The organism is Yersinia intermedia (genome assembly GCF_900635455.1).
Lineage (GTDB): Bacteria > Pseudomonadota > Gammaproteobacteria > Enterobacterales > Enterobacteriaceae > Yersinia > Yersinia intermedia.
Genome location: NZ_LR134116.1, coordinates 3152605 through 3176469, shown reverse-complemented (window position 1 = coordinate 3176469; position 23865 = coordinate 3152605). Strand labels below are relative to the sequence as shown.

Here is a 23865-nt window from a genome sequence, read left to right as displayed (position 1 = left end):
GCGTTTTAAAGGAGGATCACTATGTCCATGTACAACGCATATCCATTACATCAGGTTCTCTTGCGCCGGAGCGCAGCGATTCTGGTCGGAGTATTGGCACTGCCGGTAATGCTTTTCCGCAAAGACCGTGCCCGTTTTTACAGTTACCTGCACCGTGTTTGGGCTAAAACCAGCGATAAACCGGTATGGTTAGCGCAATCTGAATCGGCGGCGCAAGATTTTTACTGATATAAATCAGTTGTTTATAATTAGGTAAAGGTGTCGTAAAATTAATGGCCCGTGAGCAAACACTCACGGGCTTTTTACTGTCTGCGATACCTGACAGAGATATAAAGGTATCAAGCAATAACGTGGTTCTCGGGCAACAACTGTTATGCTGTGATGAGAAAAGCTGCCAAGGCCAAGGGAGAATAGAATGCTGGAGAGTAATCAGGTAACGCACAGTATTGAGTACCGTCATGCGCGTGATGAACTCGATGCGTTATGTGCAGCAGGCATAACGCGTGGCAAACTGATGGATTTTCATAGCTGCTATAAGTTAGTGCTATTGGCGCATTCACAGCCTGAATATCGCGAAATTGGTCCTTTTATTGCCTCAATGGATAGGTGGTCATCATTAATTGAGTTTACTGCTGAGTATCGCCAGCGTTTACTGCATTTGTTGTCTCATCAACCCACGCCCGCCAATCACACCAATGTATTAATGCATGTACAGGGCTATTTTCGGCCTTACCTTATGTCAACGCAACGTCAGGCATTAGCACAACTTATCGACCAGTATCGGGTAGGTGAGTTGCCTTTGAGTGCCCCCATTGACCAAATAAATGCTTATTTGCTTGAGTTCCCAAATGATTATTTGGCCGGGCAACGCTATTTTACGTTTTACTCGGCACAAGGATAAGGCATGGCGACGCATCTGATCTGGTTTCGCAATGATTTACGCATAACGGATAATCTGGCGTTGCATGCCGCTTGCCAAGATCCGCAAGCCACTGTGATTGCGCTATTTATAGCGACCCCTGCACAATGGGCCGCACATGATATGGCTCCTCGGCAGGCCGCCTTTCTGCTGCAAAATCTACAACAATTACAGCACGCACTGGCTATCCGGGGGATACCGCTACACTATCACCAGTGTGATGACTTTCAGGATTCCATTATCTGGCTGGATGATTTTTGTCAGCAACAGCAAGTCGATGCGCTATTTTTTAACCAACAATATGAGTTAAATGAACAACTGCGAGATGGGGCGCTAGTCACGCGGCTCAATCATCGGCAAGGAGCCGGTCACACCATTACCTGCCACCGTTTCGATGACAGTGTGTTATTGCCGCCAGGCAGCGTCCTGACCGGTAATAATGAGATGTACAAAGTATTTACCCCGTTTCGCCGTGCTTTTATTCAGCGTTTAATGATGAGTGAATGCCGCTGTGTCCCTGCGCCAAAAATACGCGATAGCGTGGCTGTTATGCCATTACCGCTGCTCCCGTTTGACTATCCACAACAGCCGGTAGACAACCAATTATTCCCGGCAGGCGAAGAGGCTGCATTGCAACGCTTGCGCAGTTTTTGTCGTGAGCAGGTTCAGGACTACCAGTTACAACGTGATCTGCCGGCAGTGGCAGGGACCAGTTGTCTGTCACCTTATCTGGCGCTGGGGGTACTTTCACCCCGCCAATGTTTTAACCGCCTGTTGGCAGAATGCCCGGCATTGTTGGAAAATACCGACGGCGGTGCTTTTACTTGGCTTAATGAGTTGATCTGGCGTGAATTTTATCGTCATTTGTTAGTGGCTTATCCGCGTTTATGCCGCCATCGTCCCTTTATTGACTGGACTGATGGCGTAATATGGAATCACTCAGAGCAACAATTAATCGCCTGGCAGCAGGGGCGGACAGGTTACCCTATTGTTGATGCAGCTATGCGGCAGTTGAATGAAACCGGCTGGATGCATAACCGCCTGCGGATGATCAGCGCCAGTTTTCTGGTTAAAGACCTGTTGATCGATTGGCGACACGGCGAACGCTATTTTATGTCCCAACTATTGGATGGGGATTTGGCCGCCAATAATGGCGGCTGGCAGTGGGCTGCCTCAACGGGTACTGATGCTGCACCGTACTTTCGCATTTTTAATCCCACCACCCAAGGCGAGCGTTTTGACTCGAACGGCGCTTTCATCCGCCGCTGGCTACCTGAGCTGGCGGGGGTGCCAGACAGTGATATCCATCAGCCATGGCGTTGGGCGCAGCGGCAACAGCAACATCTGGATTACCCACTACCGTTGGTGGATCATAAGCTGGCCAGATTGGCTACACTCGCGGCATTTGAAGCCGCTAAGCGGGATGGCCGCAAGGACCCCTAATCACCAGGAGCCTGCATGTTTTTGACATATATTTCGACTAAATTCTGTGTTTCAACTAAAACCCATGTTTTAACGAAACCCATGTTATGCGCCAATAAGATAACCCATATGGCGCTCAACGCCGGGCTGATTTTATCGTTTAGCCTATATAGCTCGCTGGCAACGGCCGGTTTCGAGGTGGTGGCACTGGGGGTTGATGGTGGTGTCAGCGATGGCAATCTGACATCTTATCTGATTCGTGACGATAGCCAGCCGGTCTACTTAGCTCTGGATGCCGGTTCAGTGTTGCCGGGGATTGCTAAAGCACTGGAGAAGGGGGCCTTCCCCGAAATTACCGATGAAACTGCCGCCCCATTGACACGTCAGGGTTATATCTTCCGCCAGCGCATCAACAGCTATTTTCTTAGTCATGCCCATCTGGACCATGTTTCCGGCCTGATTATCGGTTCGCCGCAAGACAGTAAAAAGACTATTTATGCCTCGGCAGACACGATTGATGTGTTGCGGAACTACTATTTTAACTGGCGTGTCTGGCCTAACTTTACTGATAGCGGCAGCGGTACCCGGCTGGGAACCTATCGCATGCAAATGGTGCGGCCAAACCAGCCTCTGAGCCTGGGGTTAACCCGTTTGACGGGGGAAATGTATCCACTGAGCCATGATAAATCACCTTCTTCTATGTTGTTGATCAGTAGTAATAATCAGTCATTTGCCTATTTTGGTGATACTGGCCCGGATGAGATGGAAAAGTCGAAGAATCTGGATACGGTGTGGCGTAACCTGGCCGAAAAGGTTAAACAGCAGCAATTGAAAGGGATGATAATTGAAGTTTCTTTCCCCAATGACGTTGCTGATAATCAGTTGTACGGCCATATGACGCCAAAGTGGTTGCTGAAAGAATTGAAAAATCTGGAGAAATACAGCGGTGAAGGCCAACCATTAAAGGGGCTGCCGGTGGTTATCAGCCATATAAAACCTTCATTTCAACAGGGGCAGGATGTGCGTAAAACTATTGCCGCTGAGCTGCAACAAGGCAATGATATGGGGGTTGATTTTATCCTGATGGAGCAAGGCGATAGCCAGCGTTTTTAACTACCCATTTATATTTTTTGAGGCTGATGAAATGCGCAATACCGAACTGGAAACTCTACTCAATAACCAACTGAATATCTCGGCTTTTCAAGACTATGCACCCAATGGTTTGCAAGTTGAGGGGCGCGAAAAGGTCAAGCGCATTGTCACCGGCGTGACCGCCAGCCAGGCACTATTGGATGCTGCGGTTGGGCAACAGGCCGATGCTATTTTGGTTCATCATGGTTATTTTTGGAAAAATGAACCGGTCGTGGTGCGTGGAATGAAACGTAACCGGCTGAAAACATTGCTCACCAACGATATCAATTTGTATGGCTACCATTTGCCACTGGATGCTCATCCTGAATTAGGCAATAACGCGCAATTAGCTAAATTACTGGGTATTCGGGGGCTGGGGGAAATTGAATCTTTCTTACCTTATGGTGAGTTTGATGCACCGCTAAATGCAGTGACCTTACGTGAACGGCTGGAAACGCTGTTGGGCCGTGAGGTATTACATTGTGGTGTTCACGCACCGGCTGATATACGGCGCATTGCCTGGTGTACCGGCGGCGGGCAGGGATACATTCAGCAAGCGGCAGAATTTGGTGTTGACGCATTTATCACTGGTGAGGTTTCAGAGCAAACAATTCATATTGCCAGAGAGATGGGTGTGAATTTTTATGCGGCGGGGCATCACGCCACTGAGCGCTACGGCATCAAGGCGTTAGGTGAATGGTTGGCTAGCGAACATCAATTTGAAGTTATCTTTATCGATATCCCCAATCCCGCCTGACCATTATGCAACATTATGCACTGGTAATAAGTATCGGTGCATAACCTACAGTTGGTATCCCCTCTCTGTGACGCAATTAAACCGCATTTAAAACAAAGCTTTATTCGCTATCTGGCTATTTAAAATTATCATCTGGCCATGGTTGGATGATAAATCGGCAGTTTTTAAGAAAATTCCCGCTTTATAGTCTGATTCTCAATAAGAAAATAATTGGTTTTTTACCATTATCCTTATTAAAAAACGCTAAAAAATGCTTTTTTTAGGCGTTAATTTCAGTATTTATACCCAATGTAGTGATTGCTGACATCTATTGGTTAATTTAGTTCTATTGACAGCAGTTAGGTGCTAACGCATAAATATGTCCTTATAAAAGCTATTTATCTAATGAAAAATAAAAACTATACATGTCTTAGGGAGACGGGAGTGCAAAGAGCACGATGCTATTTATTGGGAGAGAGTGCGGTGGTTCTGGAGTTGGAACCGCCGGTAACATTAGCAAGCCAGCAACGGATCTGGGGCTTGGCTGATCGTCTGATTCATCATCCTGATGTCCTTGAAGCGATTCCGGGTATGAATAATCTGACCTTATTACTGTCAGATCCACAAAACACGGCGCTGGACGCCATTGAACGCCTCCAACGCTGGTGGGAGGAGAGCGAGTCATTAGTACCTGAATCACGTGATATCACCATTCCGGTGATTTATGGCGGTGAGGCTGGCCCAGATCTGGCTGAAGTGGCTCGTCACACCGGCATGACAGAGCGTCAGGTGGTGGAGTGCCACGCTGGTGCGAGCTATATCGTCTATTTTCTGGGTTTCCAACCGGGCTTCTCATATTTGGGCGGCATGCCGGAAAAACTCGCTACGCCACGGCGTGCTGAGCCACGCTTAGTGGTCGCGCCCGGTTCTGTCGGCATCGGCGGCAGCCAAACCGGAATCTATCCACTGGCAACGCCCGGTGGCTGGCAACTTATTGGCCGCACATCGTTGGCACTGTTTAACCCGCTGGAGATGCCGCCAACCTTGTTACGGCCCGGCGATAACGTGCGCTTCCTACCCTTAAAGGAGGGCGTATGCTGAATATTATCCGTTCAGGCATTTACACCACAGTACAAGATAATGGCCGTGGCGGTTTTCGCCGTTTGGGAATCAGCCAAGGTGGAGCACTCGATTTACCGGCGCTGAGCATGGCGAATATGCTGGTAGGTAATGAGCCTGATGCTGCCGGGCTGGAAATTACCCTCGGTCAGTTTACGGCACAATTTACTCAACCGGGCTGGATAGCGGTGACAGGAGCCGGTTGCGATGCCCGGCTTGATAACCAATTGCTGTGGACTGGCTGGCGTTATCCAGTCAAACCAGGGCAGCAGCTAAAACTCAGTGTGCCATATCGGGGAATGCGCAGCTATTTGGCTATCTCTGGAGGGATCGCAGTACCGGAGATGTTGGGTTCACGCAGTACCGACCTAAAAGCCGGGTTTGGCGGTTATCAGGGGCGGCTGATCAAAGATGGTGACATCCTGCCATTAGGCCAGATCACACGTTTGCCTCGTGAGTCTGTCGGCATCAAGCAATTGCTATTTGGTAACCGTGTTCGGGCAGTTCCTGGCCCGGAATATCATGAGTTCGACGATATCGCACAGGGTGCTTTTTGGCGTGAAGCCTGGCAACTCAGCCCACAGAGCAATCGTATGGGATATCGCCTGACCGGGCGCGAATTAGCCCGCACCACGGACCGCGAGATGCTATCCCATGGGCTATTGCCCGGTGTGGTGCAAGTACCGCACAACGGCCAGCCGATTGTGCTGATGGCTGACGCACAGACAACCGGCGGTTATCCGCGCATTGCCTGCGTTATCGAAGCAGATCTTTACCATTTAGCTCAACTTAGGCTCGGTGAACCAGTGCATTTTGTGCCATGCACGGTTGAGGAGGCGCTGCGTGCCAAAGTGGAGCAACAGCATTTCTTAAAACAAATCGAATGGGGTTTACAGCAAGGATTCGATGCGACGGAGGCCAAATGAAGATTGATTTAAACGCCGATTTAGGTGAAGGCTGCGCTAATGATCACGCGCTGCTGCAATTAGTCAGTTCAGCCAATATAGCCTGTGGTTTTCATGCCGGTGATGCGCAGACCATGCGCCAGTCGGTGCTCTGGGCTATGGAATATGGTGTTGCTATCGGTGCGCATCCGAGCTTCCCTGATCGCGAGAATTTTGGTCGAACCGCGATGCAGTTGCCCCCTGAGACGGTGTATGCCCAAGTGGTTTATCAATTAGGTGCTTTGGCAGCCATCGTGAAGGCGGAGGGCGGCGTGATGCAACATGTGAAACCTCATGGCATGTTGTATAACCAGGCGGCGGTTGATCCTTTGCTGGCGGATGCAATAGCAAAAGCAGTGAAAGCGGTGGACTCGTCGTTACGGCTGGTTGGATTAGCGGGAAGCGAATTGATCCGTGCCGGTGAGCGCGCAGGTTTGGTGACCCGGCAAGAGGTATTTGCTGATCGTCGCTATCAAGGTGATGGCACTCTAGTGCCGCGCAGCCAGCCAGATGCCTTAATTGAAAGTGACGAGTTGGCGTTGTCACAAACCCTGGCAATGGTGCAGCGTCAGCAGGTTCAGGCTCGTGATAGCAGTTGGGTAGCGGTACAAGCGGATACAGTATGTGTCCACGGTGATGGTGCCCATGCCTTGGATTTTGCCCGCCGTTTACGCCACTGTTTTCAACAGCAAAATATTACAGTAACCGCGCAGTAAGATGGTCGTTGGGCAGTAAAAATCATAACCGCCTGGCCCGGGTGGAATGGCTTCATCAATTAGCTACGTATCACACTTTATAAAAACACTTTAGGACAGGAGAGTCACCTTGGAACAAACGGTAAACCTTTGGCCGCTAATTGGTATTGCGGCGATCGTAATCGGATTTTTACTGCGCATAAACGCAGTACTGGTGGTGATTACCGCCGGCATCATCACGGGTCTGGCGGCGTTAATGCCAATAGGCACTATTTTGGAAAAGCTGGGTGAAGGTTTTCTCAATACCCGCAACCTGCCCCTGATTCTGTTACTGCCACTGGCTGTTATCGGTTTGCTGGAGCGCCACGGCTTGAAAGAGCGAGCGCAGGCGTGGATTTCACAAATTAAAAGTGCCACCTCTGGCCGTTTGTTGATTGTGTATCTGTTTGTGCGTGAAGCGACAGCCGCGCTGGGTTTAACTAGCTTGGGTGGTCATGCGCAAATGGTACGGCCATTACTGGCGCCGATGGCAGAAGGCGCGGCTCAGACCCGTTATGGTGAGTTACCGGAAAAAGTGCGTTATCGCCTGCGTGCAATGTCGGCCGCGACCGATAACGTCGGGTTGTTTTTCGGTGAAGATATCTTTGTCGCTTTCGGTGCGATTATTTTTATGCACAACTTTATGCTGGAATCCGGTGGCATTCAGACTGAGCCGTTACACATTGCGTTGTGGGGTATCCCGACCGCGATTTGTGCTTTCCTGATCCATGCTTACCGTTTGCAACGTTTGGATAAACACCTCGCCGCTGAGTTAACCGCGCTGAATCAGTCTGCTTTGGCTACCAAGGGAGACGCAAAATGATTTTCCAACAACAATATCTTTATTGGTTGGCTGGCGTGGTGCTGCTGATTGTCGCGCTAATGTCATTTCGTGATAAGGCCAACCCGCGCCGTATCACCACCGGTTTATTTTGGGGGTTATACGGGCTGATTTTCCTGGTGGGCGATTGGACCTATCGTCTGGCCAATACTTTGGCGGGCGAGGGGCCGGATGAGAAACGCATTCTGAATATTACTGTCGGTGTGGTCGTCGTGATTATGGCGCTGATTGCCGGTTTTGGTGGGGTAAAACTGGGTAGTTATCATCAACGCACCCCAGAGCAGCGCGAAGTGAGTGCCAAGCGTTTGGGTAACCGGCTGTTCATCCCGGCATTGACGATCCCGGTGGTGACGGTTATTGGTGTGCTGCTGTTTAACAATATCCCCGCGCTGGATCAATGGCTGTTTGGCACCGGTAACCACTCTACCTTGGTCACCTTATTCTCCATGACTGTTGGTTGTGTTCTCGGTTTGATTATTGCGGTCGGCATGACCCACGAAACTGCGGCACAACCGGTGCAGGAAGCACGGCGTCTGCTGGACTCCATCGGTTGGGCATTTATCTTGCCACAAATATTGGCCACCCTTGGCTTGCTGTTTACCACCGCCGGGGTTGGAACCGCGATTGCCCATCTGACACAAGAATATCTGGCGGTAGATCATCGCTTTGTCGCTGTGGCGGTCTATGCTATTGGCATGGCACTGTTAACCATGATCATGGGTAATGCCTTTGCTGCCTTCCCCATCGTCACTGCCGGTATTGGTATTCCAATTTTAGTGTTGCAACACGGCGGTAATCCCGCAGTGATGGCGGCTATTGGTATGTTCTCGGGTTACTGCGGTACCTTAATGACCCCGATGGCAGCCAACTTTAATATCGTTCCTGCTGCGTTATTGGAGTTGCCGGATAAGAATGCGGTGATTAAAGCCCAAATTCCAACCGGGGTGACTCTGTTGATTGTTAACGTATTCTTGCTGTATTTCCTGATGTTCCTCTAGGAGTGGTGATGAGAAGTGTATTAATTACCGGGTTTGAGCCATTTGGTGGGGAGCGAGTAAATCCTTCTTGGGAAGTGGTCAAACAACTGAATGATTTAATGCTGGGTGGGGTCAGAGTGGTGGCTCGCCAGTTGCCTTGCGCCTTTGGTGAAGCATTAACTGCACTGAATGCCGCGATAGATGAGATTCAGCCAGTATTGGTGCTGGCTGTCGGTCAGGCCGGGGGGCGTGCCGATATTACTATCGAACGGGTAGCCATTAACGTTGATGATGCTCGTATTCCTGACAATTTGGGGAATCAGCCGGTAGACCAACCGATAGTTGAGGATGGCCCGGCGGCGTACTTTACCCGTTTACCGATCAAGGCGATGGTGCAAGGTATCCGTGAGGCGGGCATTCCGGCTTCGGTCTCCCAGACGGCTGGGACCTATGTCTGTAACCATGTGATGTACGGGTTATTACATCGCTTAAATCAGTTCAATAATGAGGTAAAGGGGGGATTCATTCATATCCCTTATCTGCCGGAACAGGCGGTAGCTCACCCTGGAGCACCCAGTATGTCGACACATTCAGTGTTGATAGCCTTAGAACTGGCTATCTCTATTGCCATGCAAATTGAACACGATCTGCATATATCAGGTGGCGCAATTCACTGATTTATCTATAAAAAACGCCACCTTCACAGGTGGCGCTCTCATCATAAACAGCCTGACTACTCTGCTTATTTCTTCAGTTGACTATTGAAATCACGTTCGGCATAACCGGTATAAAGCTGACGCGGACGGGCAATTTTGAGGCCCTCATCGTGCATTTCATTCCAGTGAGCAATCCAGCCAATGGTACGGGCTATCGCGAACATCACAGTAAACATTGAAGACGGGATCCCCATGGCTTTCAGGATGATACCTGAATAGAAGTCCACGTTTGGATACAGTTTTTTCTCAACGAAGTAAGGGTCTTCCAGAGCGATACGTTCCAGCTCTTTCGCGACAGCAAATAGGCTGTCATTTTCCAGTTTGAGTTCTTTCAATACCTCGTCACAGGTTTCTTTCATCACCGTCGCGCGTGGATCGTAATTCTTATACACACGGTGACCGAAGCCCATCAGGCGGAACGAGTCGTTTTTATCTTTCGCACGTTTGATAAATTCTGGAATGTGCTCGACGGATTTAATCTCTTCCAGCATTTTCAGACAGGCTTCGTTCGCGCCGCCGTGAGCTGGCCCCCACAGGGATGCTATCCCCGCAGCGATACAGGCAAACGGGTTAGCGCCCGAAGAACCGGCGGTGCGCACCGTAGAGGTAGAGGCGTTCTGTTCGTGGTCGGCATGCAGGATAAATATACGATCCATCGCACGTTCCAGTACCGGGTTGACTTCATATTCCTCGCAGGGTGTGGAGAACATCATGCGCAGGAAGTTACCGGCATAGGACAGGTCGTTACGTGGATAAACAAACGGCTGGCCGATGGAATATTTGTAACACATGGCAGCCACTGTTGGCATTTTAGACAGCAGACGGAAGGCGGTAATTTCACGATGGCGCTCGTTATTAACATCCAGAGCATCATGGTAGAAAGCGGCCAGCGCACCTGTCACCCCGCATAATACTGCCATCGGATGTGAGTCGCGACGGAACCCACGGAACAGGCTGGTGATTTGCTCGTGGATCATGGTGTGGCGGGTTACTGTCGCTTTGAAGGTTTCATACTCTTCTGCTGTGGGTGTTTCGCCGTACAACAGAATGTAGCAAACTTCCAGATAAGTAGAGTTTTTTGCCAATTGATCAATGGGGTATCCACGGTGCAGTAGGATCCCTTTATCACCATCGATAAACGTGATTTTTGATTCACAGGACGCGGTAGAGGTAAACCCAGGGTCATAGGTAAAATACCCTTTAGAACCTAAAGTGCTGACGTCGATCACGTCAGTGCCGAGGGTTGGGGATAGAACCTTCAGTTCAATCGCAGCTTCGCCTGTCAGATTCAGCGTCGCTTTTTTATCAGCCATTTACAGTCTCCTTCGCGCTTATTTTAAAAACCTCTAACAACTGGAATGTCTTAGATGCCCGCAGGGCATTATCTCATCGGCACTGCTCTGTTTGATTCACGATTAAACGTTTTATTCACGATTAAAACATGATTTAGGGTACAGAGTGTTTTACCAATGCGGCCAGCGATCCGAGAGGTTGGATCGATAGCGACGTTACAAAGTTGTTAACGATTTGTCGGATACTTATCGTTTATGGTTCATTGCCTACGATATCTATGGGGATATTCACTTAATACACTGTTGCATAACTTAGGCTTATGGGGAAGTGTATCCGCAGACCTTTAGTGCATCATAGGGCTTATTTCTACCTTAGTTGTAATGGAAATGTTTATTCTTTGTCAAATCAGATAATTAATTTTATATAAATTGTGTAAATCGTGATCCTAATCACTGTTCAGGGGAAATGTTACCAATCAGTTTGTGTGGGAATTGTAATAAGAATGTGAACCACCTATACTGCCGCCAGGTCTCCGGATTACCCTGTAGTAGGAGCACCCAGCGTTATACAGAACACGTCATCTAAGCATGCAGGATGTTATGTTTAAATGTGCGATGTGAAGGGTTTCGGCTCTTAACGCTGTCTGATCCCAACAAGGCCCGGAGGAAGGAAAATAATAAGAGCTGTGTGGGCAAAACCGTGAAAAAACAAAGACCTGTCAACTTGGATCTGCAAACGATTCGATTTCCTGTTACTGCGATAGCGTCCATTTTACACCGAGTCTCTGGCGTAATTACTTTCGTTGCCGTTGGTATCCTCCTCTGGCTGTTAGGTTTGTCTGTTTCCTCGCAAGAGGGATTCATGCAAGCAGCAGTCATCATGAATAGCTTTTTTGTTAAATTCATCTTCTGGGGAATACTCACTGCACTGGCCTATCACGTTTGCGGTGGCATCCGTCACTTGCTTATGGATTTCGGCTATATCGAAGAGAGCTTGGCTGCGGGGACCCGCTCCGCCCAAGTAGCAATGGTGTTAACCTTGGTGCTGTCAGTTTTAGCTGGAGTCCTTGTATGGTAAGCAATGCTTCTGCGTTAGGGCGTAATGGAGTACACGACTGGCTGTTACTGCGTGCTTCTGCAATCGTCATCACTCTTTATATTCTTTATATTCTGGGCTTCGTTGCTATTGTCCCAGACATCACCTACGAAGTCTGGCGCGGCTTTTTCGCCTCGCACATCACAAAAGTATTTACCCTGCTGACCTTGCTGTCGATTCTGGCTCACGCCTGGATTGGTCTGTGGCAGGTATTAACGGACTATATAAAGCCGCTAGCGGTACGACTGGTGTTACAACTGGCCGTCGTGGTTACGCTGCTGGTCTATCTACTGTATGGAACAATTGTGGTGTGGGGTGCTTAAATGAAACTGCCGGTCAGAGAGTTTGACGCTGTTGTTGTCGGTGCAGGTGGTGCAGGTATGCGCGCCGCACTGCAAATTTCACAAATGGGGCTGTCTTGTGCCCTGATATCTAAAGTTTTCCCTACCCGTTCTCATACGGTATCTGCGCAGGGCGGTATTACCGTGGCGCTGGGTAATACCCATGAAGATAACTGGGAATGGCATATGTATGACACGGTAAAAGGCTCCGATTATATCGGTGACCAGGATGCCATTGAATATATGTGTAAAACCGGTCCAGAAGCGGTACTTGAACTGGAACATATGGGGTTACCTTTCTCCCGTTTAGAAGATGGCAGCATTTATCAGCGGCCATTCGGTGGGCAATCGCGCAACTTTGGCGGTGAGCAGGCGGCGCGTACTGCGGCAGCCGCTGACCGTACCGGCCATGCGCTATTACACACCCTTTATCAGCAAAACCTGAAAAACCACACCACTATCTTCTCTGAGTGGTATGCCCTGGATCTGGTGAAAAATCAGGATGGCGCCTTTGTTGGCTGTACGGCTATCTGTATTGAAACCGGTGAAGTGGTCTATTTCAAAGCGCGGGCAACGGTGTTGGCCACCGGTGGTGCCGGGCGTATCTATCAATCAACCACCAATGCGCACATTAATACTGGTGACGGCGTGGGCATGGCACTGCGTGCCGGTGTGCCGGTGCAAGATATGGAAATGTGGCAGTTCCACCCGACAGGCATTGCCGGGGCGGGGGTGTTGGTTACTGAAGGTTGCCGTGGTGAAGGCGGTTATCTGCTGAATAAACACGGTGAACGTTTTATGGAACGTTATGCCCCGAACGCCAAAGATTTGGCGGGTCGTGACGTAGTGGCACGTTCCATTATGATTGAAATCCGTGAAGGTCGTGGCTGTGATGGTCCTTGGGGCCCGCATGCCAAACTGAAATTAGATCACTTGGGTAAAGATGTGCTGGAATCCCGCCTGCCGGGTATCCTTGAGTTATCTCGCACCTTTGCTCATGTTGACCCAATCAAAGAGCCTATTCCTGTTATCCCAACCTGCCATTACATGATGGGCGGTATTCCGACCAAAGTGACCGGTCAGGCAATTACTGTAAATGAAAAGGGTGAAGATGTTGTTATCCCTGGCTTGTTTGCGGTAGGTGAAATTGCCTGTGTTTCCGTCCACGGTGCCAACCGTCTGGGTGGCAACTCATTGCTGGACCTGGTGGTGTTTGGTCGTGCCGCCGGTATGCATCTGCAAGAGTCGTTACTGGAGCAGGGGGCTAGCCGCGATGCCAGTGAATCAGATATTGAAGCCTCACTGGCGCGAATGAACCGTTGGAACAATACCCGTTCAGGCGAAGATCCAGTCGAGATCCGCAAAGCACTGCAATCTTGCATGCAGCATAACTTCTCGGTATTCCGTGAAGGTGATGCAATGGCAAAAGGGTTGGAAGAGCTAAAAACTATCCGTGAACGTCTGCAAAATGCCCGTCTGGATGACACTTCTAGTGAGTTCAATACCCAGCGTATTGAATGCCTGGAATTGGATAATCTGATGGAAACTGCGTTTTCCACTGCCGTATCAGCAAACTTCCGTACCGAAAGTCGTGGTGCTCATAGCCGTTTCGACTTCCCAGACCGTGATGATGCTAACTGGTTGTGCCATTCGCTCTATTTGCCAGGCACTGAAAGCATGACCCGCCGTGAGGTAAACATGCAGCCTAAGCTACGCGCGGCATTCCCGCCGAAAGTGCGTTCTTATTAATGCATGTGTTGTGTTGAGAGGGTTAAACCTAACCCGTTGCGGAGGAAAAGGTCATGAAACTTGAGTTCTCAATTTATCGTTATAACCCGGACGTCGATAACGCGCCGCACATGCAAGATTTTGAGCTGGAAGCGGAAGAAGGCCGGGATATGATGTTGCTGGATGCGCTTATCCAGTTGAAAGAAAAAGATCCCACCCTGTCGTTTCGCCGTTCATGCCGTGAAGGTGTGTGTGGCTCAGACGGTTTGAATATGAATGGCAAAAACGGTCTGGCTTGTATTACGCCAGTCTCGGCGTTGCAAAAGGGTAATAAAAAGATTGTGATTCGCCCATTGCCGGGGTTACCGGTGGTGCGGGATTTAGTGGTCGATATGGGGCAGTTTTATACTCAATACGAGAAAATCAAACCTTACCTGTTGAATGATGGCAAAAATCCGCCGGCACGTGAGCATTTGCAATCACCGGAACAGCGCGAAAAACTGGATGGTTTGTATGAATGTATCCTGTGCGCCTGTTGCTCGACATCTTGTCCGTCATTCTGGTGGAATCCAGATAAGTTTGTCGGCCCGGCAGGGTTACTGGCTGCCTATCGTTTCCTGATAGACAGCCGTGATACTGAAACAGCAGCACGTTTGGATGATCTGGACGACGCTTTTAGTGTTTTCCGCTGCCATAGCATCATGAATTGTGTCAGTGTTTGTCCTAAAGGCCTTAACCCGACCAAAGCAATTGGTCACATTAAGTCTATGTTGTTACAGCGTAGCGCATGATAGTTACCGCGTAGCGCATGTATAGCGGCAGCGTAGTGATTGATAGCTACGCTGTCGTGAATGATAGTTGCAACGTAGAGCATGATGTGAGTTTATTAGCCCGGGGAATGTATTTCCCGGGTTGCTTCAAGGTAGGGAATCTCTAAAAGCCGGCACGCAGTCAGTTTTTAGAGGTTCCTTGAACGGGACCGTTAAGGTCCATAACAGAACGTGCATTGAGCACGTCGAGTGAACCGTTTTTACGGCAAACCGTTTATATTACGGTGTATATGTTAACCACGGCGAAAACTGAAGCTTCAAAGCTTAAGGGATCATGATGCAGAACGGCGCAATGAAGGCCTGGCTGGATTCCTCCTATCTGGCGGGCGCGAACCAGTCCTACATAGAGCAGCTCTATGAAGACTTTTTAACCGATCCTGGTTCCGTTGATGATAGTTGGCGTTCAATTTTTCAACAGCTACCAACAACGGGTGTAAAACCTGATCAGTTCCACTCTCAAACACGTGAGTATTTCCGTCGCCTGGCGAAGGATTCCTCTCGTTATAACTCATCCATCAGCGATCCTGAAAATGATGCCAAGCAAGTTAAGGTGTTGCAGTTAATCAACGCCTTCCGCTTCCGTGGTCATCAACATGCCAACCTTGATCCACTCGGTTTGTGGAAGCAGGAGTCTGTTCCAGACCTCGAGCCTTCCTACCACCATCTGACCGAAGCCGATTTCCAGAACACCTTCAATGTGGGCTCTTTTGCTATTGGCAAAGAAACCATGAAGTTGTCTGACTTGTATACAGCACTGAAGCAGACTTATTGTGGCTCTATTGGCGCTGAATACATGCACATTACCAACACCGAAGAGAAACGCTGGATTCAGCAGCGCATTGAGTCGGTAGTTGGGAAACCGACATTCAGCGATGAAGAGAAGCGTCGCTTCTTGAGCGAATTGACTGCCGCTGAAGGTCTGGAGCGTTATTTAGGGGCTAAATTCCCAGGCGCGAAGCGTTTCTCGCTGGAGGGCGGCGATTCGCTGGTCACCATGTTGAAAGAGATGATTCGCCATGCGGGTAAAAATGGCACCCGCGAAGTGGTTCTGGGTATGGCTCACCGTGGCCGCCTCAACGTATTGATCAACGTCTTGGGTAAGAAACCGGAAGATTTGTTTGACGAATTTGCCGGTAAGCATAAAGAGCATTTGGGGACCGGTGACGTTAAATATCACCAAGGTTTCTCCTCCGATGTGGAAACTGAAGGTGGTCTGGTTCATCTGGCATTGGCCTTTAACCCATCCCATCTGGAAATTGTCAGCCCAGTGGTTATCGGTTCGGTACGTGCACGCCGTGACCGTCTGGATGAAGCCCGCAGCAATATGGTTCTGCCAATTACCATTCATGGTGATGCGGCGATTGCCGGGCAGGGCGTAGTACAAGAAACACTGAATATGTCACAGGCGCGTGGCTATGAAGTGGGCGGGACAGTGCGCATTGTTATCAACAACCAGATTGGTTTCACCACCTCGAACCCACTGGATGCCCGTTCTACCCAATATTGTACCGATATCGCCAAAATGGTACAGGCACCGATTTTCCACGTGAATGCTGATGATCCTGAAGCTGTGGCGTTTGTTACCCGTCTGGCGTTGGATTTCCGTAACACCTTTAAACGTGACGTGATGATCGATCTGGTTTGCTACCGCCGCCATGGGCATAACGAAGCCGATGAGCCAAGTGCAACGCAACCCGTGATGTATCAGAAGATTAAAAAGCACCCGACGCCGCGCAAGATTTATGCTGACAAGCTGACCGAGCAAAATATCGCCAGCCTGGAAGATGCCACGGAAATGGTCAACCTGTATCGTGATGCGCTGGATGGTGGTGACTGTGTGGTGGAAGAGTGGCGTCCGATGAATCTGCAATCCTTCACCTGGTCGCCGTATCTGAACCATGAGTGGGACGAAGAATATCCAAGCAAAGTTGAGATGAAACGCCTGCAAGATCTGGCGCGTCGCATCAGCCATGCGCCGGAAGCCATTGAAATGCAATCCCGTGTTGCCAAGATTTATGGTGATCGTGCCTTGATGGCAAGTGGCGAGAAGCCGTTTGACTGGGGTGGGGCTGAAACACTGGCTTATGCAACGCTGGTAGATGAAGGGATCCCTATTCGTTTGTCCGGTGAAGACGCGGGGCGCGGTACCTTCTTCCATCGTCATGCGGTCATTCATAACCAGAAAAATGGCTCGGTTTATGTGCCGCTGGCGAATGTACACAGCGGGCAGGGTGACTTCCAGGTCTGGGACTCCGTGCTGTCAGAAGAAGCGGTGTTGGCATTTGAATATGGCTATGCCACCGCTGAACCACGCACCCTGACTATCTGGGAAGCGCAGTTTGGTGACTTTGCCAACGGTGCGCAAGTGGTTATCGACCAGTTCATCAGCTCCGGTGAGCAGAAATGGGGCCGGATGTGTGGCCTGGTGATGCTGCTGCCACATGGTTATGAAGGGCAGGGTCCAGAGCACTCCTCTGCACGATTGGAGCGTTATCTGCAACTTTGTGCCGAACAAAATATGCAGGTGTGTATCCCTTCTACGCCGGCGCAGGTTTATCACATGATCCGCCGCCAGGCATTACGCGGTATGCGCCGTCCGCTGGTGGTAATGTCACCTAAGTCATTGTTGCGTCATCCGTTGGCCATATCATCGCTTGATGAATTGGCAAATGGCAGCTTCTTGCCAGCGATTGGCGAAGTTGACGAGATGGATGCGAAAGGCGTCAAACGTGTCGTCATGTGTTCAGGCAAAGTGTATTACGATTTGCTGGAACAACGCCGTAAGAATGGGCAAACCGATGTTGCTATCGTGCGTATCGAGCAGCTTTATCCGTTCCCGCATCATGCTGTACAAGCGGTGTTGGAACAATTCGCTCATGTGCATGATTTCGTCTGGTGCCAGGAAGAGCCGCTGAACCAAGGGGCCTGGTATTGCAGCCAGCACAATTTCCGCGAAGTGATTCCATTCGGTGCTTCCTTGCGTTATGCAGGTCGCCCGGCATCAGCTTCACCGGCAGTTGGATACATTTCCGTACACCAGAAACAACAACAAGCTCTGGTTAATGACGCGCTGACCGTCGAGTAGCGAGCCGGTTAACATATAAAGGATAGAGAATGAGTAGCGTAGATATTAATGTTCCTGACCTCCCTGAGTCTGTGGCTGATGGCTCTGTAGCAACTTGGCACAAGAAACCGGGCGACAGCGTTAAACGCGATGAAGTGCTGGTTGAGATTGAAACGGACAAAGTGATTCTGGAAGTTCCGGCCAGTCAGGACGGTATTTTAGACGCCATTTTGGAAGACGAAGGCGCGACTGTGACCTCACGTCAGGTTCTGGGCCGTATTCGTCCAAGTGACAGCTCAGGCAAGCCGACGGAAGAAAAAAGTCAAAGTACCGAGTCCACTCCGGCACAGCGTCAGACTGCTAGCCTGGAAGAAGAGAGTAACGAGACTCTCAGCCCGGCAATTCGTCGTCTGATTGCGGAACATGACCTTGATGCTACTGCCATTAAAGGCAGCGGCGTGGGTGGCCGTATTACCCGTGAAGATGTCGATAGTCATTTGGCAAACCGTAAATCGGCACCAGCAGTGGCTGAAACCAAAGTCGCTGCCGCCGCACCTGCGGCACTGGCTAGCCGCAGCGAAAAACGCGTACCTATGACCCGTCTGCGTAAACGTGTTGCTGAGCGTCTGTTGGAAGCGAAAAACAGTACAGCGATGCTGACCACGTTTAACGAAATCAATATGAAGCCGATCATGGACCTGCGTAAGCAGTACGGTGAAGCTTTCGAGAAGCGTCACGGTGTTCGTCTGGGCTTTATGTCCTTCTATATCAAAGCGGTAGTTGAAGCTCTGAAACGCTATCCTGAAGTGAATGCTTCTATTGATGGCGAAGATGTGGTTTACCACAACTACTTTGATGTCAGTATTGCGGTGTCTACTCCACGCGGTCTGGTAACCCCAGTGTTGCGTGATGTCGATACCCTGGGTATGGCTGATATCGAGAAGAAAATCAAAGAACTGGCTGTAAAAGGCCGTGACGGCAAACTGAAGGTTGAAGAACTGACTGGCGGTAATTTCACGATTACTAATGGCGGCGTATTCGGCTCCCTGATGTCGACTCCGATCATTAACCCACCACAAAGCGCGATCCTTGGTATGCATGCTATCAAAGACAGGCCAATGGCGGTAAATGGTCAGGTAGTGATTCTGCCAATGATGTATTTGGCACTGTCCTACGATCACCGTTTGATTGATGGCCGCGAGTCTGTCGGCTACCTGGTGACGGTGAAAGAGATGCTGGAAGATCCAGCTCGCTTATTGCTCGACGTATAAAAAAGATAAATGACAAGGTCAGTCTGGTTGCAAGGTGTTGATTAACCTGCCTCCGCGCAATCAGGCTACCTAGTAGGCTTCGGCCCATCTCAGACCTTATATGGATAGAACATCATGAATTTACACGAATATCAGGCAAAACAACTGTTTGCTCGGTATGGCATGCCAGCGCCAACTGGCTACGCTTGTACTACACCGCGTGAAGCAGAAGAAGCCGCATCTAAAATCGGTGCTGGCCCGTGGGTGGTTAAATGTCAGGTGCATGCTGGTGGTCGCGGTAAAGCGGGCGGCGTGAAACTGGTTAACAGCAAAGAAGATATTCGTGCTTTCGCTGAACAGTGGTTGGGTAAAAACCTGGTGACTTACCAGACAGATGCTCACGGTCAGCCGGTTCACCAAATTCTGGTTGAAGCAGCGACTGATATCGATAAAGAGCTGTATCTGGGCGCAGTTATTGACCGTAGCTCCCGTCGTGTGGTGTTTATGGCATCCACTGAAGGCGGTGTTGAAATTGAGAAAGTTGCCGAAGAAACACCTGAACTGATCCACAAAATCGCATTGGATCCGTTGACGGGGCCGCAGCCTTATCAAGGCCGCGAATTAGCCTTTAAACTGGGGCTGACCGGTAAGCAAGTTACTCAGTTCACGAAGATCTTTATGGGTTTGGCAACGCTGTTCCTGGAACGTGACCTGGCGATGGTTGAGATCAACCCGCTAGTGATTACCAAACAGGGCGATCTGATCTGTCTGGACGGCAAGCTGGGTGCTGATGGTAACGCCTTGTTCCGTCAACCAGAATTGCGTGAAATGCGTGACAAGTCGCAGGAAGATAAACGTGAAGCCGATGCGGCGCAGTGGGAACTGAACTACGTGGCGTTGGATGGCAACATTGGTTGCATGGTAAACGGTGCCGGTTTGGCAATGGGAACCATGGACATTGTGAAACTTCACGGTGGTGAGCCGGCTAACTTCCTTGATGTTGGCGGTGGCGCAACCAAAGAGCGTGTGACTGAAGCGTTTAAAATCATTCTGTCTGATGACAAAGTGAAAGCGGTTCTGGTTAACATTTTCGGCGGCATTGTGCGTTGTGACCTGATCGCTGACGGCATCATTGGTGCGGTTGAAGAAGTGGGCGTCAATGTGCCAGTCGTGGTTCGTCTGGAAGGAAATAACGCTGAACTGGGTGCCAAAAAATTGGCAGACAGCGGTTTGAATATCATTGCTGCGACCAGCCTGACAGATGCGGCTCAGCAAGTTGTAGCGGCAGTGGGGGCTAAATAATGTCTATTTTAATTGATAAAAACACCAAAGTTATTTGCCAGGGCTTTACCGGTAGCCAGGGGACTTTCCACTCCGAACAAGCTATTGCCTATGGTACTAAAATGGTTGGCGGTGTTACGCCAGGTAAAGGCGGCACTGAGCATCTGGGCCTGCCAGTATTCAATACTGTGCGTGAAGCCGTAGAGGCCACCGGTGCTACGGCATCGGTTATCTACGTGCCAGCGCCGTTCTGTAAAGACTCCATTCTTGAAGCTATCGATGCGGGTATCAAACTGATCATCTGTATTACTGAAGGTATCCCAACACTGGATATGCTGGTAGTAAAAGTCAGATTAGAACAGTCTGATGCACGGATGATCGGCCCGAACTGCCCAGGTGTTATCACCCCAGGTGAATGTAAGATTGGCATCATGCCAGGCCACATTCATTTACCGGGCAAAGTGGGTATTGTTTCCCGTTCAGGGACTTTGACCTACGAAGCGGTAAAACAAACCACGGATATCGGTTTCGGTCAGTCAACTTGTGTTGGCATCGGTGGTGACCCGATCCCAGGTTCTAACTTTATTGATATCCTGAAGTTGTTCCAGGAAGACCCGCAGACTGAAGTTATTGTGATGATCGGTGAGATCGGTGGTAACGCTGAAGAAGAAGCGGCTGCTTATATTAAAGATCACGTGACCAAACCTGTTGTGGGTTACATCGCCGGTGTAACAGCACCAAAAGGCAAGCGTATGGGCCACGCAGGCGCCATCATTGCGGGTGGTAAAGGTACTGCGGATGACAAGTTCGCTGCGCTGGAAGCTGCCGGTGTGAAAACTGTCCGCAGTCTGGCTGAAATCGGCAATGCCGTTAAAGCGGTATTACCGCAGTAAGTCATTAGGTGCGATGTTAGTTTGATAACTAACTCAAGATAGAGGCCACCTTGCGGTGGCCTTTTTTTGCCTAATCAGAACGTATTCAGGGCGGTGATTAGTGTTATATCAGTTTGTACTTGCTGCTTAGCCTGTTCAGTGCTGGCACTGGCAGCTTGTTGCTGCAACGTAGCCAATGCGGCATCGTAACTGGCTCTATCCTTAAACAACTTATCTTTGACGTTAATTGATGCAATATTGGTGTAGCGGCCATCTGCTGTTGCTGGCACTGAAATTTTACCGCTATTAATCAACTGCTTGACGATCTCCTGCTCTTTGTCAAAGCCTTCTAACCCGATTAAATGCCAGCGCTGCTGAGCTTTACCCTCATATTTTCCAGCTTTAATATCAGTCAAATAGCGAATGGTCAGATTACGTATTGTGCCGTCTTCCTCACCGTATTGCGCTTTACTGTCAGACAGTATCTGGAATTTCTGTCCTTCCAACGCGCCACCTTTTTGCGTCAAATGCCCCATCCGGTAACTGTTCATTCCCAGATGAATAGGGGTGCTATCTGTAACAGGTGTACCGTCATTGAGGCGTAGGTTGGTAATGCGCGAACCTGTTGGTTTACGCAAATCAATGGTGTAGGTCACACCATCGAAGAAGTCATTGGTCGAATATTTTGAGGCGCGGCGTTGCGGATTAAAACTGTAGGTGACATCGCCCGCTTTAACCTGATTAAAGTAATCAGCCGACCATTCCATATATTGTTTTAACGCTTTGCCGGTCAGGGCATAAACGGTGATTTCACCGCCGGCATATTGATAGTTAAAAGCAATGTCTTTAGCGGTGATATCACCGACATCCAGTTTCGGATGGTCATTATCAATTTGTAAGGCAATAACCTGCGCCTGAGGAGCATAATAATGCGCCGCCTCCTGATACAACGCGCTGATACCGGTATCCTGAATATGGACCTGAGGAATACCTTTAATCTCATCGGCCGGTACCAGATTACTGCCGCTCAAGGTCGCAATTACCCGATTAGCATTGGCGCGCAAAATATCATGATAAGGTTGGTAAATCGCTTCCAGCTTTTTATCAGACTCGACCCCCTTGATCGGATAGGTATAGCTGTTTTTATCCACCAGATGATATTTACCCTCACGCTGCTCAAATTTCAGGTCAATGCGGGAGAGCGCGCGGCCATATTTATCCGGTTCAGTGATAATGACACCGTTAACCACTGCTTTATCAATCTTCACATGCATATGGCCTGCGACAATGGCTGCCAGCTCTGGATTGGCCTTGGCGATATCGCCAACCCCGGTGCCGGGGCGCTGATTCTCATTATCGACGCCCATATGGGCGACCAACACGATGGCGTCTACCTGTGGTTCTATCTGCTGAATAACCTTTTTTACTTCTTGCACTGGATCGGTGAAATGGATGCCATTGATACGGTCAGTACCCTGTGCGAACTCCGCAGTCATTGGGGTATCCATACCAATAATGCCGATTTTCACCCCCTGACGTTCGATGATTTTATAAGAGGGGAGGTAAGGCTTACCCGAATCCCAGAAGATGTTCCCCGCCAGTGCCGTGCCATCAAATTGTTTTAGTGAAGTGGAAAGGGCTTTCAGGCCAAAATCAAACTCGTGGTTACCCATCACCCAGGCATCATATTTCAAAGCATTGAAGCCGAGAATCATCGGGCTGATTGGCTCATTTTTAAAGGTTTCAACAAAGTTGCCCTGAAGGGTATCACCGGCATCAACCAGAATCAGATTCGGTTGTTCAGCACGTATTTTTTGCACTTTAGTGGCTATCTGGCTCAGGCTACCAGCCAGGTTCTCAGTGTCGCTGGCATAGTCCCACGGCACAAAAGTGCCATGTAAGTCAGAGGTACCCAAAATAGTGATATCGACTTGTTGCGCAGCGATGGATGCAGTACTGACACAGAGTAATGTGGTGAGCGCTATTTTTTTCATTGTAGGAGATTCAATATTTTATCAAGAAATAGCATTTCATCATGCAACAAAATGGCAACACTTGCGAACGCTTCCCTCAACCTAGACTAATATATTCATATAAAACTCGGAATTGTGATTTAACTCACCCTGAGTCTAATAAATTTAAACGTTAACCTGGATCGCATAATAATGAACTAATAATGCATTAGATAAACCATAAAATTACATCTCATTAACAGTTCGGGATTATATAAAAACAATCGAACTTTTAATTAACATGAAAAAGAATTAATTGTTCTAAATCAAGTTTTGAATATGGCAATAATGTTCATATGAGCTTAAATTGTTCTGGATCAAACTACGGCCAGATGGGTAAATGACCTGTTTGTTGACCTGTATCCAGAACTCAAAGCTGGGTCACGTAAAATCCTATTTATTGTGTGGGATTAGAAGCGTACTATTACCACGGTGTAATACTGGGTAGTTGATATTGTTATTTTTGTTGTGTTTTTTTGGGCATTCACTGCGGGTAATTGCGGGGCTTCCAATTTAGTTAGCGGAAGCTCAGTTGCCGCAAGTCGGAGTCTTCCTGCGAG

Annotated in this window: 21 protein-coding genes; 19 read left to right on the top strand and 2 right to left on the bottom strand. The window is 49.3% G+C overall.

Features of this window, described 5'->3' with window-relative positions; genetic code table 11:
- Positions 1–21: 21 nt before the first annotated feature.
- The 11 genes from EL015_RS14550 (at position 22) to pcp (ending at position 9500) form a co-directional block, all read left to right on the top strand.
- On the top strand, positions 22–228 hold the full coding sequence (locus tag EL015_RS14550; protein WP_032907042.1) for a YbfA family protein: 207 nt from the start codon (positions 22–24) through the stop codon (positions 226–228).
- A gap of 187 nt (positions 229–415) precedes the next feature.
- Entirely contained in the window at positions 416–901 is a 486-nt protein-coding gene (locus EL015_RS14545; protein ID WP_005188904.1) for a YbgA family protein, read from the top strand.
- 3 nt (positions 902–904) lie between these two features.
- Positions 905–2362, top strand: coding sequence for a deoxyribodipyrimidine photo-lyase (phrB, locus tag EL015_RS14540; RefSeq protein WP_005188907.1), 1458 nt, complete (start codon positions 905–907; stop codon positions 2360–2362).
- 81 nt (positions 2363–2443) lie between these two features.
- Entirely contained in the window at positions 2444–3454 is a 1011-nt protein-coding gene (locus EL015_RS14535; RefSeq protein ID WP_005188914.1) for an MBL fold metallo-hydrolase, read from the top strand.
- A gap of 31 nt (positions 3455–3485) precedes the next feature.
- On the top strand, positions 3486–4229 hold the full coding sequence (locus tag EL015_RS14530) for a type 2 GTP cyclohydrolase I (RefSeq protein ID WP_005188917.1): 744 nt from the start codon (positions 3486–3488) through the stop codon (positions 4227–4229).
- A 423-nt stretch (positions 4230–4652) separates the two neighbouring features.
- Positions 4653–5309, top strand: coding sequence for a 5-oxoprolinase subunit PxpB (gene pxpB, locus EL015_RS14525; protein WP_050086195.1), 657 nt, complete (start codon positions 4653–4655; stop codon positions 5307–5309).
- Entirely contained in the window at positions 5303–6253 is a 951-nt protein-coding gene (gene pxpC, locus EL015_RS14520; protein ID WP_032907046.1) for a 5-oxoprolinase subunit PxpC, read from the top strand. Before pxpB ends, pxpC begins: the two co-directional genes overlap by 7 nt.
- On the top strand, positions 6250–6987 hold the full coding sequence (pxpA, locus tag EL015_RS14515) for a 5-oxoprolinase subunit PxpA (RefSeq protein ID WP_032907048.1): 738 nt from the start codon (positions 6250–6252) through the stop codon (positions 6985–6987). Before pxpC ends, pxpA begins: the two co-directional genes overlap by 4 nt.
- A gap of 109 nt (positions 6988–7096) precedes the next feature.
- Positions 7097–7828 (top strand): DUF969 domain-containing protein, encoded by a 732-nt coding sequence (locus EL015_RS14510; RefSeq protein ID WP_005188931.1) that lies wholly within the window; start codon positions 7097–7099, stop codon positions 7826–7828.
- Positions 7825–8844: a DUF979 domain-containing protein gene (locus tag EL015_RS14505; protein ID WP_032907050.1), complete on the top strand. Its 1020-nt coding sequence runs from the start codon at positions 7825–7827 to the stop codon at positions 8842–8844. The genes EL015_RS14510 and EL015_RS14505 overlap by 4 nt, the downstream gene beginning before the upstream one ends.
- 8 nt (positions 8845–8852) lie before the next feature.
- On the top strand, positions 8853–9500 hold the full coding sequence (gene pcp, locus EL015_RS14500) for a pyroglutamyl-peptidase I (protein WP_032907052.1): 648 nt from the start codon (positions 8853–8855) through the stop codon (positions 9498–9500).
- Between the two features lie 65 nt (positions 9501–9565).
- Here pcp and EL015_RS14495 read toward each other — a convergent pair whose 3' ends face one another.
- Positions 9566–10852: a citrate synthase gene (locus EL015_RS14495; protein WP_005188942.1), complete on the bottom strand. Its 1287-nt coding sequence runs from the start codon at positions 10850–10852 to the stop codon at positions 9566–9568.
- 667 nt (positions 10853–11519) lie between these two features.
- On the opposite strand from EL015_RS14495, the gene sdhC reads away from it, so the two are divergent.
- From sdhC to sucD, 8 genes are all read left to right on the top strand, one after another.
- Positions 11520–11909: a succinate dehydrogenase cytochrome b556 subunit gene (sdhC, locus tag EL015_RS14490; RefSeq protein WP_032907076.1), complete on the top strand. Its 390-nt coding sequence runs from the start codon at positions 11520–11522 to the stop codon at positions 11907–11909.
- Entirely contained in the window at positions 11903–12250 is a 348-nt protein-coding gene (gene sdhD / locus EL015_RS14485; RefSeq protein WP_005188945.1) for a succinate dehydrogenase membrane anchor subunit, read from the top strand. The genes sdhC and sdhD overlap by 7 nt, the downstream gene beginning before the upstream one ends.
- Positions 12251–14017 carry a succinate dehydrogenase flavoprotein subunit gene (gene sdhA / locus EL015_RS14480; protein WP_005188948.1) on the top strand — a complete coding sequence of 589 codons (1767 nt, stop codon included), beginning with the start codon at positions 12251–12253 and terminating at the stop codon, positions 14015–14017. It begins immediately after the preceding gene.
- Positions 14018–14070: 53 nt separating this feature from the next.
- Entirely contained in the window at positions 14071–14787 is a 717-nt protein-coding gene (locus EL015_RS14475) for a succinate dehydrogenase iron-sulfur subunit (protein ID WP_005188950.1), read from the top strand.
- Between the two features lie 316 nt (positions 14788–15103).
- The gene (gene sucA, locus EL015_RS14470) at positions 15104–17911 is read left to right on the top strand and encodes a 2-oxoglutarate dehydrogenase E1 component (RefSeq protein ID WP_032907054.1); all 2808 of its coding nucleotides are present in this window, start codon (positions 15104–15106) and stop codon (positions 17909–17911) included.
- Positions 17912–17940: 29 nt separating this feature from the next.
- Entirely contained in the window at positions 17941–19161 is a 1221-nt protein-coding gene (gene odhB, locus EL015_RS14465) for a 2-oxoglutarate dehydrogenase complex dihydrolipoyllysine-residue succinyltransferase (protein ID WP_005188954.1), read from the top strand.
- A gap of 114 nt (positions 19162–19275) precedes the next feature.
- Positions 19276–20442, top strand: coding sequence for an ADP-forming succinate--CoA ligase subunit beta (sucC, locus tag EL015_RS14460; protein ID WP_005188956.1), 1167 nt, complete (start codon positions 19276–19278; stop codon positions 20440–20442).
- Positions 20442–21314 (top strand): succinate--CoA ligase subunit alpha, encoded by an 873-nt coding sequence (sucD, locus tag EL015_RS14455; protein ID WP_032907056.1) that lies wholly within the window; start codon positions 20442–20444, stop codon positions 21312–21314. The genes sucC and sucD overlap by 1 nt, the downstream gene beginning before the upstream one ends.
- Positions 21315–21388: 74 nt before the next feature.
- Here sucD and EL015_RS14450 read toward each other — a convergent pair whose 3' ends face one another.
- Positions 21389–23287, bottom strand: a complete 1899-nt coding sequence (locus EL015_RS14450) for a bifunctional metallophosphatase/5'-nucleotidase (protein ID WP_005188958.1) — start codon at positions 23285–23287, stop codon at positions 21389–21391.
- Between the last annotated feature and the right edge of the window lie 578 nt (positions 23288–23865).